General features: G+C 59.1%; 14 protein-coding genes. 6 read left to right on the plus strand and 8 right to left on the minus strand.

Annotation, left to right across the window (positions count from 1 at the left end):
* Nucleotides 1-410: 410 nt before the first annotated feature.
* Nucleotides 411-2438 (plus strand): DUF3604 domain-containing protein, encoded by a 2028-nt coding sequence (locus tag LVD11_RS04850; protein WP_237056911.1) that lies wholly within the window; start codon nt 411-413, stop codon nt 2436-2438.
* 70 nt (nt 2439-2508) lie between these two features.
* Here the strand turns inward: LVD11_RS04850 and LVD11_RS04855 are convergent, their stop codons facing one another.
* Both LVD11_RS04855 and LVD11_RS04860 read right to left on the minus strand, forming a co-directional pair.
* A complete protein-coding gene (locus tag LVD11_RS04855) occupies nt 2509-4056 on the minus strand; it encodes an arylsulfatase (RefSeq protein ID WP_237056913.1) in 1548 nt (515 codons plus the stop codon).
* Between the two features lie 107 nt (nt 4057-4163).
* Nucleotides 4164-5039: an HAD family hydrolase gene (locus tag LVD11_RS04860; RefSeq protein ID WP_237056914.1), complete on the minus strand. Its 876-nt coding sequence runs from the start codon at nt 5037-5039 to the stop codon at nt 4164-4166.
* 624 nt (nt 5040-5663) lie between these two features.
* Here LVD11_RS04860 and LVD11_RS04865 point away from each other — a divergent pair.
* The gene (locus LVD11_RS04865) at nt 5664-7850 is read left to right on the plus strand and encodes a tetratricopeptide repeat protein (protein WP_237056916.1); all 2187 of its coding nucleotides are present in this window, start codon (nt 5664-5666) and stop codon (nt 7848-7850) included.
* Between the two features lie 67 nt (nt 7851-7917).
* Here the strand turns inward: LVD11_RS04865 and LVD11_RS04870 are convergent, their stop codons facing one another.
* Nucleotides 7918-8925 carry a helix-turn-helix transcriptional regulator gene (locus LVD11_RS04870; protein WP_237056918.1) on the minus strand — a complete coding sequence of 336 codons (1008 nt, stop codon included), beginning with the start codon at nt 8923-8925 and terminating at the stop codon, nt 7918-7920.
* Nucleotides 8926-9242: 317 nt separating this feature from the next.
* On the opposite strand from LVD11_RS04870, the gene LVD11_RS04875 reads away from it, so the two are divergent.
* Complete coding sequence (locus tag LVD11_RS04875) at nt 9243-10226, plus strand: NAD-dependent epimerase/dehydratase family protein (RefSeq protein ID WP_237056920.1); 984 nt, start codon at nt 9243-9245, stop codon at nt 10224-10226.
* A 111-nt stretch (nt 10227-10337) separates the two neighbouring features.
* Here the strand turns inward: LVD11_RS04875 and LVD11_RS04880 are convergent, their stop codons facing one another.
* Entirely contained in the window at nt 10338-11354 is a 1017-nt protein-coding gene (locus LVD11_RS04880; protein WP_237056923.1) for an AraC family transcriptional regulator, read from the minus strand.
* Nucleotides 11355-11496: 142 nt separating this feature from the next.
* On the opposite strand from LVD11_RS04880, the gene LVD11_RS04885 reads away from it, so the two are divergent.
* The 3 genes from LVD11_RS04885 (at nt 11497) to LVD11_RS04895 (ending at nt 15895) form a co-directional block, all read left to right on the plus strand.
* On the plus strand, nt 11497-13002 hold the full coding sequence (locus tag LVD11_RS04885) for a flavin-containing monooxygenase (RefSeq protein WP_237056930.1): 1506 nt from the start codon (nt 11497-11499) through the stop codon (nt 13000-13002).
* Nucleotides 13003-13234: 232 nt separating this feature from the next.
* Nucleotides 13235-13753 carry a hypothetical protein gene (locus tag LVD11_RS04890; protein WP_237056932.1) on the plus strand — a complete coding sequence of 173 codons (519 nt, stop codon included), beginning with the start codon at nt 13235-13237 and terminating at the stop codon, nt 13751-13753.
* A gap of 717 nt (nt 13754-14470) precedes the next feature.
* Nucleotides 14471-15895 carry a phospholipase D family protein gene (locus tag LVD11_RS04895; RefSeq protein WP_237056934.1) on the plus strand — a complete coding sequence of 475 codons (1425 nt, stop codon included), beginning with the start codon at nt 14471-14473 and terminating at the stop codon, nt 15893-15895.
* Nucleotides 15896-15955: 60 nt separating this feature from the next.
* Here the strand turns inward: LVD11_RS04895 and LVD11_RS04900 are convergent, their stop codons facing one another.
* The 4 genes from LVD11_RS04900 to LVD11_RS04915 form a co-directional block, all read right to left on the minus strand.
* Nucleotides 15956-16402: an OsmC family protein gene (locus tag LVD11_RS04900; protein WP_237056936.1), complete on the minus strand. Its 447-nt coding sequence runs from the start codon at nt 16400-16402 to the stop codon at nt 15956-15958.
* A 75-nt stretch (nt 16403-16477) separates the two neighbouring features.
* Complete coding sequence (locus LVD11_RS04905) at nt 16478-17773, minus strand: OmpP1/FadL family transporter (protein WP_237056938.1); 1296 nt, start codon at nt 17771-17773, stop codon at nt 16478-16480.
* Between the two features lie 527 nt (nt 17774-18300).
* A complete protein-coding gene (locus LVD11_RS04910) occupies nt 18301-19458 on the minus strand; it encodes an acyl-CoA dehydrogenase family protein (RefSeq protein WP_237056940.1) in 1158 nt (385 codons plus the stop codon).
* Between the two features lie 129 nt (nt 19459-19587).
* Complete coding sequence (locus LVD11_RS04915) at nt 19588-20499, minus strand: DMT family transporter (protein WP_237056942.1); 912 nt, start codon at nt 20497-20499, stop codon at nt 19588-19590.
* Nucleotides 20500-20543: the final 44 nt, after the last annotated feature.

Raw genomic sequence — 20543 nt, forward strand, 5'->3', positions numbered from 1 at the left:
GTGAAACCTGCCCCGACCCATTAACAACCAGAAATTACCAGGAATTCAAGCATGTGCGGGGTGAGCTGGGGAAGCGAGGTACTGGACATCCCGGCTCGAGGGGGAGCTGATTGACATAATCGCCTCCCGACGCAGGGAAGCCCGGAGGGGCGCCAGCCTTTGCTCTCTCCCTTTCCTCTGCCAGCTATAGCATCTCAAGGAAGAAACCCCTCCCCTATTCCCCGTCTATGTGTGCAACTACTTCCAAACCTCTGCCTGACTTAATGCAAAGCATTGCATGCCATAAAAACACTTTAGCGATTGAGACGGAACTGCGAGGCAAACAGTATATGACCGCTCTGCTATTACTGATACACGAAACTCCCAAACACTCGCCAACGCACTGCACGACCAATTCCGTGAGGAAGACCATGAGCAAACATTTTTTGCCCCTTATGCTTGTCACGCTCCTGCTTGTGGCGTGTGGAGGAGATACTGCCGACAGGAAGGACCGGGGTGACTCCTCCAAAACGGGCTCCGGGGAGCAGGCCGGCGAGCAGATTATCGGAGAAGAGTTCGGCACCGATGATACGGCCACGCCAAAGGAGGATATCGAAGACAATCCCTACTCCGCAGGCCAGGACAACGACAACCAGTCAACAGCCTCTTCCACGGGAAAAAAAACGGATTCATCCGCCGACTACCCCACAAAAGCGTACTTCGGCGACAGCCACGTGCATACCGGCTGGTCGGCCGATGCGGGGATGGATGGTGCAATCCTCACTCCGGAGGATGCCTATCGATTTGCGCAGGGGGAGGAGGTGAAGTCCAACAGCGGACTGAAGGCAAAACTGCACCGCCCCTACGACTGGTTCATGATCACTGATCATTCCGACGGCATGGGCGTGATCAACGAGATCACCGACGGCAATCCCGAAATGCTGGAGGACCCGACCATCAAGAAATGGAGCGAGGCCCTCAGCTCAGGCGACCCAGAGCGCGCCAGCGAGGCCAAGAGCGAGCTGATCACCATGCAGTCCGAAGAGCGGTTGCCAAAGGTATTAATGGATCCTAAATGGATGAAGTCTGCCTGGGAGAAGACCGTCGATGCGGCTGAAAAGTATTACCAGCCGGGAGAGTTCACCACCTTCATCGCCTACGAATGGACCGTGAATGCCGATGGCGGCAACAACCTGCACCGAAATGTCATATTTCGCGATGGTGCCGACCGGACCCGGGAAATACTCCCCCTCACGACGTTCGAGACCCAGGACCCCATGAAACTGTGGGAGTGGATGCAGGCTTACGAGCAGAAGACGGGCGGCCGGGTCCTGGCCATCCCCCACAACGGCAACCTTTCCAATGGCCGTATGTTCGAAGAGCAGCAGTTCGATGGCTCCCCGATGACCAGTGAGTGGGCAGAGATGCGCGCGAAGTATGAGCCCCTGTTTGAAGTCACCCAGATCAAGGGCCAGAGCGAATCCCACCCCTCCCTGTCACCGGAGGATGAGTTTGCCAACTGGGACCTATGGGATCGCGGTAACCTGATCCTAGTCCCCAAGCCCAAGGGCGCGTTCAAGACCGAGTACTGGCGCGAGGCACTGAAATCCGGCCTCCGACTGCAGGCGGAACTGGGTACCAATCCCTTCCAGTATGGCGCTAATGGCGCCAGTGACACCCACACCGGCCTATCCACGACTGAGGAAGACAACTTTTTCGGCAAATTCAAGACACTGGAGCCCTCCAACAAGCAGCGCTGGAACTTTCCCCTGCTCGAGGGCAAGAGCGGGGATTTCTACGGCTGGGAACAGGCAGCCTCCGGCATTATGGGTGTATGGGCGAAAGAGAACACCCGGGAGGCCATCTGGGACGCCATGATGCGCAAGGAGACTTTTGCCACCACCGGCCCCCGGATCAAGGTACGCTTTTTCGCTAGCCACGACTTCACCAGGGAGGATGCCGGGGATGACGTTGTTGCCATCGGCTATAAAAAGGGCGTCCCCATGGGTGGCAAACTCAAGGGCGCGGAGCGCGGCCAGCCCATGACTTTCCTGGTGGCAGCGATGAAGGACCCCGAGGGCGCCAACCTTGACCGGATACAGATCATCAAGGGTTGGGTGGACGGCAACGGCGAAACCCACGAAAAAATATACAACGTCAAGTGGTCCGGCGAGCGCAGCAAGGATGGCAGGGGAAGGATCCAACATGTCGGTAACAGCGTTGACCTGAAGACCGCCGAGTACAAAAATGACATCGGCGCCGAGCAACTGATCGGCTATTTTGAGGACCAGGAATTCAACCCCTTACACAAGGCGGTTTACTACGTTCGTGTCCTGGAGATCCCTACCCCGCGCTGGACGCTGTACGACAAGGTTCGCTTCGATATCGATATGGACAAGAAAGTCCCCATGGTCCACCAGGAACGCGCCTTTTCCAGCCCGATCTGGTATACGCCCTGAAGGCCCGGAAAGAGTGATGAAGGCTGCCGTGCTGAAATCACGGCAGCTTCCACCGCCCCCTGCAAGAATATCAATTACTCCCCGCTGCACCTGACTTCAGCTGTTCCTCGATTTTCTTCAGGTTGAACGCACCCGGTGTCTGGCTGGGAGGATACTCTTCCATGGTTTTCAGAAACTCTGCAGCCATCTGTTGCAACGGAACCAATACGAAGGCCCGCTCCAGCAACCAGTCATAGTAAGTATTCGCGTTATGCTGGGCCCGCTCGAACGGATCCCGGCGCAGGTTGAATATCAATGGCACCCGCAGCTCGGTGAAGGGCTCCATCCATACCCCGAATGCCTTGCCGCGATTCTCCAGAAATACCGCTTTCCATGGCTGGTAGCGCATTGCCACGATCTGGCCGTCGTCATTGACATAGATAAACTCGTTACGCGGCGACTCTTCAGTCTTGCCGGTAAAGTAATCCAGCATGTTGTAGCCATCGATATAGTTGCGGTACTTGCGCCCCTCCAGGCGCACGCCGTTCAGCAGTTTCTCCTTGATATCATTATTACCGGCAGCAGCAGCCAGGGTTGGCAGCCAGTCCTCGTGGGAGACAATACCATTCAGTGTCTTGCCAGCCGGGAATTTACCGGGCCAGCGGACAAAGGCCGGCACCCGATAGGCCCCCTCCCAGTTTGAGTTCTTCTCACTCCGGAACGGGGTAATACCCGCATCGGGCCAGGTATTGAAGTGGGGCCCATTGTCGGTGGAATAGAAGACAATCGTATTCTCGGCTATCCCGAGCTTGTCCAGCAGGTCGAGGAGCTTGCCCACATGCTGGTCGTGCTCGACCATACCATCGATATACTCGTTACTATCCGGTCCCCCCAGGTTCTTGTGCTCCTCCCGGACATGAGTCCTGAAGTGCATCCTGGTCGCATTCCACCAGACAAAGAATGGTTTGCCCGCATCGTGGGCACGCTCGATAAAATCGATCGCAGCATTCACCGTTTCATCATCGATCGTCTCCATCCGTTTCTTCGTCAAGGGGCCGGTATCCTCGATCTCCCCGCCCGCTTTTGTACGGATAACCCCGCGTGGGCCAAATTTCTTGCGGAAATCCGGGTTTTTCGGATAATCCCGGTTTTCAGGCTCTTCCTCGGCGTTCAGGTGATACAGGTTGCCGAAAAATTCATCGAAACCATGATTTGTTGGCAGGTGCTCGTCCCGGTCACCCTGGTGGTTTTTGCCAAATTGCCCGGTGACATAACCCAGGCTCTTCATCACGGTTGCGATTGTGACATCGGACTCCTGCCACCCCTCCTTGGCACCGGGCAGCCCAACTTTCGTCATGCCGGTTCGGACTGGCACGTTGCCACCGAGGAATGCGGCACGACCCGCGGTGCATGACTGCTGGCCGTAGTAATCGGTAAATGAGAGCCCTTCCTTGGCGATGCGGTCGATATTCGGTGTCTGGTAGCCCATAAGGCCACGGCTGTTGAAGCTGATATTGGTGATACCAATGTCATCGCCCCAGATCACCAGGATGTTCGGTTTCTGCTGGGCCTGCACCACATTGTGATAACCAAGCAGCACGGCCACCGGAAGAACCAGAAGCCAGCGTAGTGAATACATAGATATCTCCTTGCTCCTCAAGGCTTTTCCAATATGTTCAAGTACCCGTGCTCTCCCGCCACATGGCGGCGAAACTTTCGGGATCGACCAGCTTCAGCAATAACTGGCTATTTTTTTTCGAACGGGAAAACGGTTCTCCAGTCATTCTGCATATCAACCACTGTCCAGCCACGCTCTGGCGCCGCTTTCAATGCCTCGTCAAGACGCCCGACATGGGAATTACGGTCGTAAGCCCACTCCCGGCCCGAGTCCGTATGGTGGAGCAACAGGCCAAAACGGGGACCCGGCCCGGCTGTGGTGTATTCCAGCATCTGCAGGTCGCCATCGGAGTTGCCAGCGGCAAAGATCGGGCGACGGCCTATGTACTGATAAATGCCGACCGGCTTTCCCTCCTTGTCGTCGATCAGATTAATTTCCGGTATTTTTACCAGGACAGGTTGCCCGTCCTTTACCTGGTACTTTGCTTTCAGGCTGCTGCCCACCACCTGTTCCGGCGGGATTCCATAAGTTTCTTCTGAGAAAGCGCGGACAAAATCAACTCCGCCACCTGACACAATAAATGTCTTGAAGCCGTTGGCGCGAAGATGCCGGAGAAGCTCCAGCATTGGCTGATACACCATTTCTGTGTACAGCTGCCTGTACTTCGGGTGTCGGGCAGTGGCTAGCCAATTACTGACACTTTCATGAAACTCATTGCCAGTCATGCCGCTGTGCGTGGCAGCCAGCAACTTCATCAGCGCCGGCTTGCCGCCCTCCAGCGCCTTACGCGGATCTCCTTCCAGTATCGATGCGAACGGTTCTTGTTTTTTCCACTCGGGATGCTCCGGAGCCTTCTCCTTGACCTTGTCGATCGCATAGAACAGCTGGAAGTACAATGGCTTTTCTGCCCATAGAGTGCCGTCGTTGTCGAAGACCGCGATCCGTTCTTCAGGGGGAACATAATCCGACCCACCCTCCTTCGTGACGTTCGCCACAAACTCCATAATCGCGTCTTTGGTGGGCCCGTCGGCCCAGGACCGCAGGGGATCTGCTGCCTGGGCCGGTACCGCAGCAAGCAGATAGATTAGAAGAGTCGGTATGCCACCCCAAATGCGTGCCATGCATCTCGACATCATGGGTACCTCAGGCTAAATGGAGAGCGCGCCCTGCAAAATGCGCCCTATTTCACCTTAGCTGCTGGTGGCGAATTGTGCCTACAGAGGAAAGAAGCGCCACCGGGTGCGAAGCTGCCAGCAGCTGACCTGAACCGGCTTCCCAGATGATTCTGACCGAGTACAGTGGGCTGCTCATATCTACCAGGTACCAATTTCATTCGCTGGTAACGCTGTTACGGTTGGTTCAGGGCCTGCCCCGGCTATATTGAATACCGGCGCTCACTTATTTGACATGAATCAGCCCTCGCAATTGCTAAAGAAGCAGAAAATAATGGCATGAAAATAGATCCCGGGAATTCGATGCCAGGCAAACTGTATCCCTGCGGGCTCGCGTTGTTGGCCCTTATGACATTGATTTCAGGCTGCGACAGGAACGCAGTACCTGTCGAGGGCAACGAAATTGATGCTTCCGATGCTGCCCCAGACTCACCAGACCCAGAGACAGAGGTTGCGGTGGATCAGGTAACCGGGCGCGCAGCCCCTGCCGCTCAGGACCAGGCACAGTATGTCGGCTCCAGGCGCTGCGGCAGTTGTCACCAGGACCAGCTGCAGGCCTGGCAGGGCTCCCACCATGACCTTGCCATGCAGGAAGTCTCTGAGGAGTCTGTGCTCGGTGAATTTGACGGGTCAGGATTCAGCTACCATGGCACCGTATCCCGCTTCTATAGAAAAGATGGCAGCTTCTTCGTCCAGACTGATGGTCCTGACGGCAAACTACAGCACTACCCGATCGCCTATACCTTCGGCGCATTTCCCCTGCAGCAATACCTGGTGGAACTCCCGGGCGGCAGGCTACAGGCGCTCCCCCTCGCCTGGGACAGCCGGAGCGAGGCCGGGGGTGGCCAGCGCTGGTTCCACCTTTACCCGGACGAGGAGATCGCGCCCGGGGATCCTCTGCACTGGACCGGTATCAACCAGAACTGGAACTTCATGTGCGCGGACTGCCACTCGACGAACCTGCGCAAGAACTTTGATCGGGGCAATAACCAGTTTGCCACGCAATGGTCAGAGATCGACGTGGGATGTGAGGCCTGCCACGGCCCGGGCGCGCGCCATGTTGAGTGGGCAGAAACCCGCAGCCCATCAATCAAGGACAAGGGCCTGAACACGGATTTCTCCGGCCGCATGGCCGTTGCCTGGCATATGGACACCGCCAGCGGGGTTGCCCACCCAGACAAACCCGAGCAGAACCAGGTTGAGATACAGGCCTGTGCGGGTTGCCACGCCCGGCGCTCCACCGCCTACCCGGGCGCCAGCCCCGGCAGTGATCTGCTGGATTACTACAACCTCGCGCTATTGGAGGAAGGCCTGTATCACCCGGACGGCCAGGTTGACGGCGAGGTCTTTGTGTATGGTTCGTTCCTGCAGAGTAAAATGCACGCCGCCGGCGTGACCTGCAGTAATTGCCATGAACCGCACAGCCTGGAGCTGCGAGTGGAGGGCAATGGCCTCTGTACCCAGTGCCACCAGTCGGGCAGGTTCGATACCGCAGCGCACCACTTTCACCCGCCCGGCAGTAGCGCTAGCCGCTGTATCAACTGCCATATGCCCGCCAAGGATTTTATGGTGGTGGACACTCGCCGGGACCACAGCTTCCGCATCCCACGCCCGGACCTGTCAGAAGCGCTGGCCACACCCAATGTCTGTACCGATTGCCACCAGGATCGTGAACACAGCTGGGCTGCAGGTGTACTTGCAAAGAAGTTCGGCCCTCCCGAAGGGAGCCACTATGGGGAGGCCATTCACGCGGGGCGGCGCAACCTGCCCGGTGCCCCGGCGGCACTCAGCGCCCTGGTCGCCGATGAGTCACAACCATCCATTGCCCGTGCCACCGCGGTTGGCCTGCTGGGCCGTTATCCTTCCCGGGAATCCGCCCAACTGCTGCAGATGATCGCCCAGCAGGATGACCCGCTGCTGGAGCTTGGCCTGGCCCAGGGGCTGGAAGCGCTGCCGGAACAGCTACGCCCAGCCCTGGGGATTCCGCTGCTCTTCAGCCAGCAACGAGTGACCCGCGGCCTGGCCGCCAATGCTCTGGCCGGCACGCCAATCGAGCGGTACCCCCAATCGGTACAGGAACAATTCGCCATTGCGCTGCACGACTACCTGCAGTCCGAAACCTATAACGCCGATCGTCCCGAGTCGCTGGTGAACCTGGCCGGCCTGCATGCCCAGCGCGGAAACGTGGACGAAGCAGAGCGCTTCTTTCGGCAAGCAATGTCAGGGGATCCCACATACACTCCGGCCTACATCAACCTTGCGGAGCTCTATCGCACCACCGGGCGGGAACAGGCTGCCGAGCAATTGTTGAGGCAAGCGCTTGACCGGGCAGATGAAAAGGCGGCCGTACTACACAGCCTGGGCCTGTCCCTGGTTCGCCAGCAGCGAACCAGCGAGGCTCAGGAATACCTCCGGCGCGCCACCCGGGAACCGGCAGCGACTGCCCGCTATACCTATGTATATGCGGTAGCGCTGCACTCTTCCGGGAAACCTGGCCGCGCCCTGCAGGTACTGGAGCAAGGGCTTGGTCGGTATCCGGGCGATGCGGGCATCCTCAGCGCACTGGTCACCTATCACCGCGAGGCCGGCAACAGTGCGGAAGCCCGGACTTATGAGCAGCGACTACGCGCCCTGAGCCGCTGACGCTGTTTCCTGCACTGGCGCACGTCCATGTGCGTTGTGATTGCATGCCTCTCTTTAATATCATCCGTCAATCGTCCCCCCGGTTCCGCTCCCGCCACTGTCGTGGCGGCAGGCCTGTCCAGCGCTTGAAATTGCGACTGAAAACGGCGATATCCGCATAGCCCAGGTTCAACGCCAACTCGGTAATCGTCATTTCGCCATGTTGCAGATGCTGCCGCGCCAGCTCCTCCCGTGTGTCCCGGAGCAGTTGCCTGAAGCTGGTCCCCTCCCCTCGCAACCGCCGCTGCAACACCCGCGGGTGCAGATCCAGTGACGCCCCAACCCGCTCCAGGCTGCACTCCCCGCTGGCAAGCAACCCGCTGATCACATGGCGCACCTGTGTGGGCAGATGCCCCGGATGCCGAGCCTCCAGCTCTTCAATCCGCTGCCGGAAGTGATCGCGCAGCAGGTTTTCGTCGTCGCGGGGCTTGCGGTTGGTCCAGCTGGCGGGATAGCTGACGCCACAGAACTCACTGGCAAAGATCACCCGTTCCGCGTAGCGCTCGGGTACAGCATACCTGGTGGGAGGCTCCCACTGGGGCAGGTGCAGGCGGGGCTGGCGGGACGTCGTCTTCACCAGCTGCTGGATTGTGTTAAAGGCATGGGCTGCACTGAGCTGCATCAGCTGCAACAGCCCGGAAGCATTGGTAAAGTCAAACTGCAGCTGCAACTCGACCCGGTCACCACTGGCCAGCTGCCGGATATGTAATCCCTCGGCATGCAGGCTGATATGGCTCTGCGCATGCTCCAACGCCTCCCACAGGGACGTCTGGTGCCGGATCGACAGGACAATTACCTCGCCCAGGGGCAGCGCCGGCTGGGCGGCAGCAAGTTGAAGGCCAAACAACGGGGCGTCACAGGCCCGGGCGGCACTGTCCAGCAGGTCTGCGATCCGCACATAGGAAACATAGGTATCCGGATCGCGCAGCTGGACATCGCTGAAGCCCGTCGTACGCAATACCCGTGCCGGATTGCCGCCCAGCTTACTGACCAGTTGCTCAAACCCCTGGATGGCGCCTGCACGCACCAGAAACATACTTGGCCGCCTCTGAAAAGCTGCACCGGGAACGATGGACCGACCCGAATCCCTGCCGTGACATTATGGTCCCACACCTTCCAGCATCCCTTTTCCGGCAGATGGCCGTCGGTTTTTTCGGACCAGGCAAACGGGTTCGCCAAAAATCAAAAAGTGGTCATAAATAATCAAGCTGTCAAATACCGCTTGTACTTAGACTTCTCCGCCCAAAGGCAGCCCTGGCCCCGCCTCGCGAACGATGAGCTGCCCCCTCCCCGGTCCGGGCAATGCCCGGGCCCGGCAATCCCGGTACTCCCTGATACAGAAACCGAGACCCGATGTATCCATTGAATTCAGCCCTGGTCACCGGCGCAGGCGGCTTTATCGGCCGCTACCTAGTACAACAGCTGATCGCTGATGGCATCGAGGTAGTGGCCCTGCGCCAGCCTGGAGAGTTGCTACCACCCGAATGGCGGCGCCATGTGCGCATTGTCACCGGGGACATCCGTACCCTCACCGCCCTGGAGGCGCGGATTGGTCCGGTAGACGCCGTATTTCACCTCGCTGCGCTGGTGAGCGACTGGGGCCCCCGCAAAACACACTTTGACATCACCGTGGGCGGCACGGCCCAGGCAATCGAACTGGCCCTGCGCTGGAACGCCCGCTTCATCCTTGCATCCAGCATCTGCGTCTGGGGCGATGCCCTTTCCCGCGGTCGACTTGATGAGAACAGCCCCCTGGGAAGGCCTACCGCTCCCTATGAGTTCTGCAAGCAGCAACAGGAGCGCCTGACCCGCCAGGCGGTCGTCCACGGGGGCCTGCGTGCCACCATCGTGCGGCCGGGCAATGTCTACGGTCTCGGCAGCCCCCTCTGGGTGGAGACCCTGGCCGGGCTGCTGCGAAAACGCCGACCCTGCCTGCTGGGCAGCGGCGACTGGGATGCGGGCCTGGTACATGTGCGCAACCTGGTTGCCATCATGCTGGCCAGCGCACGTTCCAATTACTCCCGGGGCGACATTTTCCTGGCTGCAGACGGACTCGGTATTACCTGGCGAGAGTACCTGGATCACCTGGCGCATATTCTCAACGCCCCGGCACCAGTATCCATTCCCCGCGCCGCCGCCGTAGCCGCGGCACCGCTGCTGGAATTTGCCGCACGCCTGCTCGGTCGCCAGGAGCGGCCACTGTTCACACGCCAGGCCTGCCGGCTTGTCGGGGGACCCAACGAATTCTATCCGGAGAAAGCAGAACGCCTCCTGGGATACACACCGGTGATCACTTTCGAGGAGGCCATGGACGAGCTGCGGCCCCACTTAAGCTGAATCCCCCGACAATCACTCACAAACAGGATCGAGAGACTGGCCCGGACAATCCACTTTGGCGGGCTGTGCCAATGCACCCAGCGACCGGGCCATGCACCGGGGCAGTGGTGCTCATCGGCTCAGCAGTCGCGTCCGGCACATCCTGGGCGTCTCTCCATACCAGCGACGGAAGGCCCGATTGAACGTGCTCTGCTCGGCGTAACCCAGCAAGCCGGTGATCTGGGCCAGGCTAAGTCCGGGCTCAGCCAGGTACTCCCGGGCCAGTTCCCTGCGCACTCGCTCCAGCAGTGTTTCGAAGCGGCACTGCTCGCCCGCCAACCGGCGCTGCAGGGTGCGCGGATGAAGGGACATCTCTGCCGCCACTACCCCGATCTGGTATTTACCCGTGGGCAACAGCTGCCGGATCAACTGTGTGACCTGCTCCGCCAGTAGCGTGTCCGGGGCGACAACCAGCTGTTCCAGGTAGCGGCTGGCCAGCTGGCGTGTCGCAGGATCGGCAGTGGGCACCGGCTGGTCCAGTAGCGACGCCGGGCACTCCAACGCACAGCAGGACTGGTCGAACTCCACCGGGCAGCCAAAATATTCCCGATAGTGCCGTTTATCCCCGCGGGGCCGGTGTGGCAGTAATACCAGCGATGGGGTGGCTTCGGGACCAGCCAGCACCGAGAGGATCTGTCGCGCGTTACCGAGCGTCTGCTCACATACCTGGTACATGTCCACCAGTGCGGGATCCTGCAGCTCGAATGAGAGGCGCTCGCTGCCCGGGGTAACCCCTCTGCCCAACGCTATCCGGACCGCCGGGCTATGCAGGGGCATAAACCGCTTTACCCAGGTCACAGCCTCGCGGGGCGTCGCGGAGTTACGGGCGATCACCGCGATACCACCCAGCATATCCGCACCCTGTCGTGCCGCCAGCCGCAAGGCAAAGTCCGGACAATCCAGCCGCTCTGCAGTCAGCTCCAGCAGTCGCGCCGAGTCCCGGAAGCGGATGAACCCGTCAAGCTGCTTTTCTATTCCGGCTGGAAGTTGCGCCAGATCCAGGAGCAACTCCGGTGCCCCACCCAGCTCTCGCACCAGTGCGCTGTACCCCGTCAGGACACTCGCGCGAATCACACTGTGGACAGTCACCCTTGCTCCCCCATGATTACCGTAAAAAGCCACTTGTCGCCCAAAGATAAAAGGTTGTCGTGATAAATCAATATCTTGTCAGAGGGAAGCGGCATGCTGATACTCGCAGAAAACAAGAAACGGGTAGCGGAAGGGAAAAACCATGCAAACCCAGCATCATGACGTGCTTATCATCGGCGCCGGCCTCTCCGGGATTGGTACCGCCTGCCACCTGAGACAGAAAAGCCCCGATCGGGACTTCGCCATCCTCGAGCGCCGCGACCGGATCGGCGGCACCTGGGACCTGTTCCGCTACCCGGGTATCCGCTCGGATTCGGATATGTTCAGCTTCGGTTTCAGCTTCCGGCCGTGGAATGGCTTCAAGGTGCTCGCGGATGGGGAGTCCATCCGCCGCTATATCAGCGACACCGCCGGGGAGTACGGCGTCACCGACAAGATCCACTTTGGCGTGGACCTGCAGGAAGCCAACTGGAACAGCAAGTTGCAGCGCTGGGAACTGCGAGGCGAGCAACGCGGGGCACCTGTTATGTATACCAGTGACTTCCTGATTTCCTGCACTGGCTACTATGACTACCGCCAGGGCTACCTACCGCCCCTCCCGGGTATCGAGCAATTCGGTGGCCAGGTTATACACCCGCAACAGTGGCCGGAAGACCTGGACTACACCGGCAAGCGGATCGTCGTGATCGGCAGCGGGGCCACGGCGGTGACGCTGGTTCCCGCCCTGACCGACAGGGCCGCCCATGTCACCATGCTGCAGCGCTCCCCCACCTATGTGCTTTCCGTCCCGGCCTGGGACAAGATTTCTGCGGTACTGGAGAAGTTCCTGCCCAAAAGCCTGGTGTACCGCATGGCGCGCAAGCGCAATATCAAGTTGCACCGCTGGATCTTCAAGGCCGCCAGGCGCTGGCCAACACTCACCCGCCGCCTCATGTTGCGCGGCGTCCGCAGGGCACTGGGCAAAAACGCCGATATGCGCCACTTCTCCCCGGATTACCTGCCCTGGGACCAGCGCCTGTGTGCCGTACCCGACGGCGACCTGTTCGAGGCCATCCGGTCCGGCCTGGCTTCGGTGGAAACCGATGAAATCGCAACTTTCACTGCGGACGGTATTCGCCTGAAGTCCGGGAAAGAACTTGCCGCCGATATTGTCATTACCGCCACTGGCCTCAAGGTGCAGGTGCTGGGTGGCATGGATCTTCAGGTAGATGGCCAGTCGGTAGAGATCAATCGTCGCCTCACCTACAAGGGCGTTCTGATGGAAGGCGTGCCGAATATGGGCTGGGTGTTCGGCTATACCAACGCCGCCTGGACCCTCAAGGCCGACCTGTCCGCGGACTACCTGTGCCGCCTGCTGAACCATATGCAAAAAGAACAACAAACCGTATTTATGCCGGTGGACCGCGAGGGGTGCAAGGACGAAGAATCCGTCATGGCTGCCCTGAAGTCGGGCTATGTGCAGCGGGCAGATCATCTCCTGCCACGCCAGGGCACCAAGTATCCCTGGCGACTGGTGAACGATTATGAAAGGGATGCCAGGATCCTGCTCGAGTCGCCTATCGAGGACGGCATCCTCAGTTTCTCCAGCCAAGCCATGAGGCAGGACCCGGCAGTGAAGGCACCTGCACCAGAAGCTTGCAACGATTAAAAAGTGCAGGGGCTTACCCGCCACTGCAATTGCGCGAATGGCAACCCGGCATTACTGTGCCGGGTCACACCGCTTCCCATGCAATGCATCCCCCCGCACTGCCCGAAAACTTGGCTAGTCTGTCTAAAAGCAAACACCGCACTTGAACTCGAGCGCTCCAACTCTCTGGCGGTCTAATCGACATCGGTTCGAAGGGGCGTCATCAACCAGACGGAAGGCTCCTCCGACAAGCATGTTCAAATCCAGAAAGTTAAATATCAACTATGTTTTTGGTCAGTTATTCTCATTTCTATTTATCGCTATTGCCGCGACTATTTTGGTCTCCACCATTTTCACCTTGCTGGAATTTATTGTTTCCTCTCCCGTCTTTTATAAGGAAAATGAAATTCCGGAGATCGTGGTCAATGCAATCAGCAATTTGATTATTGCCTTGGCGGCGTTCGAACTTCACGTAGTCATGAATGTAATCTTGTCTCAACCTGTGAACGAAGAAAGAACGTTGCGTGTACTATTGGAGTATGGGCCGAGATTTATCATTGTCGTTAGTGTTGCTTTATGTCTTGAGGGGTTAGTACTGGTTATCAAATTCAGCCAGGCAAATACGGCCGAGAATCTCATCTACGCGATTGTGGTTGTGCTAAGCGCATCGCTACTGCTACTCAGTCTGGCCATCTATGTCAAATTGGTCAGTCGGGCCGCACTGGCCGAAGAGAAAAGGGCCACCAACCCTCTGCCGAATAAAGCTGACTAACCTGGCGGGCCCTGCTTTTCGGCCCGGGGTATTTCACCAGACCATATTTGGGTAATTCCCTGAAGAGCATTGCATAAAACCAGTCCGCGCGAGCTTGAGAAAGCGCACTGCCCCCGAGGTCACTCTTTTCGCATTAGATATGCATTATTCCGCGGGGAGCAGGTTGAGAATTTTCTCATGCCAGCTGCGTATGGAGGGATATCACCGATAAGTCGCCCCTTCTCACTACCCTTTTTCTGATGCTGGCGGCCAGGCCGCGGCTGGCCATCCATGACTCCGCTGATCTACCACTGGAACCCTATAGGCGACTTGATGAGAGAAAAGCCAGGCATCCAGCCCCTGCTAGGCTTTCGAGTAGACACCTTTGACCTAACCTGACTAATGGCAACATCAGCCTGCATATCCGGTGCCCATGAACACAGTAAAAACAACGCCACTCCCAGGGATGATAGTCATTTGCCCACGGACTCCTGGCTCATCGATATATCAACCCGTTGACACTACCTGCTGCCAGGTGACCTTTGCCGCCCAAGTGAGAACCGGAAGGGCTGGATCGATATGAAAAGCAGTCTCCCCCCCAAGTGGCAGAGGATGCCCTGGCCCGCTGCGCTGTTGTCCAGCGCCATTCTGGTCAGCGCCTGTAACAGCGAGAACCCTCAATACAATCCCGACGCAAGAACAGCATCCCATGCCCTCCCTCCCGGGACCGGCTCTCCCATGGCCCAGGCAGTCATCCGTGAAAGCGAGGGCAAGTCACCTGAACACTCGGGTTTCATGCTACTGCCGGAAGGATTAGCGGCCTATGTAACCAGGGTTGTCCTTATAGAGCAGGCGCGAGTCTCCCTGGACCTACAGTACTACGCCTTCAAGGACGATACTGCCGGCAACCTGATGACCAGTAAGCTATTGGAAGCTGCTGACCGGGGCGTGCGCGTCAGGCTGCTCGTGGACGACCTGGCCACTCGCGTCGATAATCCCCAGGTGGTCAAACTGGCCGAACACCCCAACATGGAAGTCCGGGTATTTAACCCGGTAGCGGGCCGGAGCGGACTGAAAAGGGCGCTCGAGCAGATAAGGAATCTGGGCCGCATCAATCACCGCATGCACAACAAGCTGTTGATTGCCGACAGCCTCGCGCTGATTACCGGGGGCAGGAATATTGCCGACGAGTACTTCTCCTCCGGAGCCATAAAGTTCCTTGATACAGATATCCTGATTATCGGAAACCTGCTGCCCAAGGCAGCTGCTGCATTCGATGTGTACTGGAATCACCCGGTATCCGTACCTGTATCAGAACTGATGCTGGATGATGATGACTCCCGGACCCTGGAGGACATCCGCCACCGGGTGCGAGAATTCCTGCGGAAGGAATCCAGGGACGAATTCAACGAGGCACTGGATGAATCCGACTTTGCCCACCGGCTGCTGAAGAGGAAACTGGATTTCCAGTGGGGACCGGCCCAGCTCTTCACCGATCCACCGGAAAAGGCCCTGGGCCGGGACATTCCAGAGCATGAATTGCCCGGCTACCAGCTGAAACAGGAACTGGCCGCCACTCACTCGCGAATAAGGGTCAGTTCAGCATACTTCGTACCCCGGGACCGGGGAGTCGAGTTCTTTACCGGGCTGGCGAGAAATGGGGTGGACGTCGGAATCCTGACAAACAGCCTGAGCAGCACGGATGTAGCGGCTGTTCACAGTGGCTACGCGCCGGACCGGGCACGCCTGCTCAAGGGCAATGTGCGCCTATGGGAGCTCCGGCCGGGCGCAGACCAGGAAAGGCGCCGGCACTGGTTTCAGGGAAGTGCCAACTCCGCGCTACACGCAAAAACCTATATCATCGATAGCAACCGGGCGTTTATCGGCTCCATCAATATGGACAGTCGCTCCCTGCGACAGAATACGGAAATCGGCGTACTGGTCGAGAACCCAGCCATCAACTCTGAGCTTTCCAGGCTATTTGAAGACTGGGTTGCGCCGGATTCAGCCTGGAAGCTGGGTCTGGACGAAAACGGCGAGCTGCAATGGACTGGCAAGGAAGACAGCAAGACAGTTACCGTGCACCAGGAGCCTGACACCTCGCGCTGGGATCGCTTCGTCGTGTGGCTGCTTTCCTTCCTGCCGATCGAATCGCAGGTCTGACGTACCCAGTTCCCAACTGGGCCTCGCGAGTGTGGGACCGGGGCGAACCGGCCTCACCCTTCAGGCGGAAGAGAGACGCGACCGGACCACAATCTCCGATGTCAGCGTGCGGTGTACCGGACAGTGATTGGCAATATCGAGCAGCTTTTCCCGCTGCTCGCCGGTCAACCGCCCTTCCAGTGTAATCTCGCGCACGATCTCGTCGATCTTGCCCTCTTTTGTCTCACAGTCCTGGCAGTCCTCGGCATGCACCTTGCGGTGTGAAAGTATCACCCGGACACGGTCCAGTGGGATTTCCTTGCGCTCCGCGTACATACGAATGGTCATGCTGGTACATGCCCCCAGCCCCATCAGGACGTACTCATAAGGACCCGGCCCAAGGTTATCACCACCGAAATCCTCCGGCTCGTCGGCGACAAGTTGGTGCGGCCCGGAATGCATTGTCTGCGTGAACTTGCCGTCACCGCTCTCTTCTACGGTGACTACCGTTGGTGTGGGTCCGCTCATGACAGTTTTCTCATCCGCAATGACTGTCCAGCATAATGCCAGCATGCACCAAGGATGCACAACGCCGGCCTCTCTTTACAGGTCAAATTGTATGGAGCCACCGAAGAAGTTCAGTGAATAATCATCATAACTACCCTGTAGCCGCGGACTGAACGGCGGTCCTCCCTCCTGATCGATGGGGACATCTCCCATCCACACCAGCGTGTAACCAACATCCAGTCTCAGGCCCGGGCAGAGCTCCTTTCGGGCACCAAGCCCCAGGCGCCACTGCTTGTCGACGACCACGTCGGCAGTGCGAGAGCTGAGATCCTCAATGCTGCTGTCGTAAGCGATACCGGCCGACAGCGCCCACCCCGCCAGGGTGCCGGTGCGGTACTGGTGGCGCACGCCGAGGGCACCGTGCCAGCTGTCATCGTACTCCCGGTCGATGGTGACACTGGTCTGGTTCGGATTGTCTATCCGGAAACCGATGAGCCCAAACTCTGACCACTCCTGCCAGTTCGCATTGGCGTACACAGTGGTCGATGCAGTGAGGTGCTGTTGCATGCTGATGGTCAGGGTCTGCGGGGCATTCATGTCGAAACCGGTGCGAGCGCCGTCCAGTCGCTCTACCAGACGTGTGAACAACGGACCGAACCCGTCGAGCCGCAGGTCATCGCGGAATTCCCAGTCGACCCGTGACGTATAGCTGAGCCCCAGGGTTGTGGCTGCAGTGGGCTTGTAGATAATGCCCAGGTTGCCGCCGTAGCCGATATCCTTGTCATCGTATTTCAGTCGGGCGTCGCCGCCCGCGAGGCCGGCACGGGGACGGGATTCGTACTTGTAATAGGCGCCCATCACATTCAGGCCCAGCCCGATTGACAGGCAGTCACTCGCCTTCCAGCTCAGCGAGGGCAACAGGCTCATGCCAATGAGACTGGTCTCGGTCACGAAACGGCGACCCTGCCAGTTTTTGCCGTAATCCAGCACACCGCCGAAATTACCGGCCATGGCGAAGCCCCAGCCGATTCGATCGGAGAAGCGACCCGCGGCAAAAAAACCACCACCAGGAAACCACTCGATCGCGTTGCCACCATCGTTGCCCGGCACATTACTCTCACCACCGTCACTGAATTCCAGGTTGCCGTAGAGAAGCTGTCCCGATGCCATCAGCTGGGTGCCCTCGCGCCAGACAGTTCCAGCAGGGTTCGTATACGCGGTCGAGGCATCCTCGGGCATCGCCGCCCACCCGGCACCGGCGGTACCAAGGCTCGGGGTCCCGATTTCCCAGACCATCAGGCCAGCGGCATTTGCCTGTCGGGCCAGCCCCATCGCACCAATCGTCAGTGCCACTGGCAGAATCACAGCGTTAAATCTCTGCACCTGTCGCATGGTCAGTTCCTTCTGATCGGTTCGGTTAGTTCGCTGCCGGAAGCAGCAAAACACTGTTCAGGTGAAAGCCCGGACTGACTGTCAGTAGCGATATCCAGGCCCTCGTCGTAGTAACGGGGACGGCCTTGGAACTGCAACTTTGCTGACCGATCCGGAACGCGTTTCCTCCCACCTGGTCCGCGCAGGCCTGGGTGTGAGCGCCGGCAACCAATACCACGCAACGACAGCACCCAATACATCCTGTACATCATCGACTTCCGTTTTGGGCCCAGCAACGTCAAAAACGATGTACCTTCAGTCTAGACGGCGATTCAATTGGGCAGATACTGCAACAAAGCTGCCACACCGGAAGGTTGTAGAGCGGTTAAAGGGAACCTGGAGGTCAAAGGGGGTGCCGGATGGCAGGTAATTTGCGCTTTCGTGCGGGAATGCGGGGGCACGAGCGTGCACCAGGGAAGTGTGGCCAGAGGGAAGAAAGAACAGGCTACCCCGCCACACTGCGATGGCGGGGCACTTCATGCCTTCGTTCAGCGCATGCCGTCCAGCAGGTGGCGGGCGATGATCAGGCGCTGGATCTCACTGGTACCTTCATAAATAGTGGTGATGCGCACATCCCGCGCCATCCGCTCCAGTGGGTAATCGCGGGTGTAGCCGGCGCCACCGTGCATCTGTAGCGCGGTATAGCAGGCTTCGTTGGCTTTCTCCGTGGCATACAGTTTCGCCATTGACGCTGCCGGGCCAAAGTCCACCCCGGCGTCTTTCTGCCAGGCTGCCTGCATCAGCAACAGGCGTGCAGCTTCCATCTCGGTGTACTTGTCGGCGAGCTGCCATTGCAGGCCCTGGAATTTCGCCAGCGGCTGCCCGAACTGTTCGCGTTCCTGGATAAAGGCGCGCGCACAGTCCAGCGCCTCCAGCCCGACACCCAGCCCCAGGGAACCGATACCGATACGGCCACCAGCCAGTTCACCGGCCGCGATGCGGAAACCGCGATTCTCCTCGCCCATGAGATTAGCGGCCGGGATACGGCAGTCGTCGAATGAAACCTCGTTGGTGACCGAGGCCTTCTGTCCCATCTTCTCTTCTGCCTTGCCAATCACCAGGCCGGGGGTGCCCGCCTCCACCAGGAAACAGGAGATGCCCTTCCCTTTCGGCGCCTCGGGATCGGTCACCGCCCATACCACGAACACGCCGGCGAACTCGGCACTGGAAATGTACAGCTTGCTGCCATTCAGGACATATTCGTCGCCGTCCCTTACCGCCCGCGTGCGCATGGCAGCGGCATCGGACCCGGAACTTGGCTCGGTGAGACAGAAGGAGCCCGCGGGGTACTCACCACTGCAGATTTTCGGCAGGTATTTCGCCTTCTGGTCATCATTGCCCACCGCCTGGATCACCTCCGCCACCATATTGGTCACAGACGTGGTGGTGGCAGTGGAGGCGCAGCCCCGCGCCAGCTCGGTGATCGCCAGGCTGAAGGCCACGGTGCCGGCACCGGTGCCGCCGAAATCGGGATCGATATTGATTCCCATAAAGCCCAGCTCGGCCAGCTGTTTCAATTTATCGAGCAACAGCTCGCGATTGCCGGTTTTATCCAGCTCTGCCGCCACTGGCTTCAGTTCACTCTCGGCAAACTGGCGCGCGGCATCCTGGATCATCTGTTGTTCTTCGGTGAGGGAGAAATCCATGGGGTACCTGCTTATCTTTATCGCTTTTCAGTTTCTCTCAATCATCAACGTAGGAGCGGCCGTTGGCCGCCACCCGGTCACGAACGGACCGGGGAAACATCGCGGCAGCGGCCGCTCCTGCCGGATTCATCATCGTTTCAGGAGCGCCCGGCGCAGCACGCCCTGCTGCACGGCCACCCCGAGCATAATCAAAACCAGGCCAACAATGGTTGCCATCTGGATCGTTTCACCCACCAGCAACGCAATAAATACCAACGATAACGGTGGCGAGAGATAAATCAGGTTACTGATCCGCGCCGTGTTATCACAGGCCATCAGCGCCGCCTGCCACAGCAGGAAGGCGATACCCATCTCAAACAGGCCCACGTAGAGCGCACCGACCCAGCCGGCCAGCGGTGGCCACTGCCAGTCACCCTGCACTACCAGGGCTGCACCCAGCCAGGGCAGCCCGCAGAGAAAGCTCAATAGCAGGTTGACCGGTGCGCTGCCCCCGATGCGGGTGTTCAGCAGCCAGAAACTGCACCAGATCAGGGTGCTGAACAGGGCCAGCCCCACACCCAGCGGGTCGGCAAATTCCAGTGCCAGTGGCCGCCCGCTGGTTGCGATCACCACCACCCCGCTGTAACACACCAGCGCGGCCACCAGGTCCTGGGTGCGCAGTTGCTGCTTGAGTACCGGCACAGACAAGAGTGCCAGCAGGACCCCCCAGGTGTAATTGAGGGGCAACACCTGCTGGGCCGGCAGCAGGTCATAAGCGGTGAACAGTACCAGGTAATAAAGGAAGGGATTGCAAAACCCCAGGGCCAGATACCAGTGGCGGTTCCGGGCCCAGGCCGTGGCGAGCTCGCGCCAGCGCCCCTCCCGGGTAACCACCGCTGCCATCAGCAGGGTCGAGACCGCCGCCGCGATACTGACCAGCTGTAGCGGCGATACATACTGGAGGGAAATCTTGAATGCACTGGCCACAGTAGACCAGCAGAGCACAGCTGCCAGGGCGAGCAGGACGGCACGGCGATTGTCCGGCAGTGACGATTCGGTCATTCAGGCTACTTTGATTTGGGGGATGTTCAAGGCACGGGCGGGCC

Source organism: Microbulbifer sediminum, assembly GCF_021729035.1.
Lineage (GTDB): Bacteria > Pseudomonadota > Gammaproteobacteria > Pseudomonadales > Cellvibrionaceae > Microbulbifer > Microbulbifer sediminum.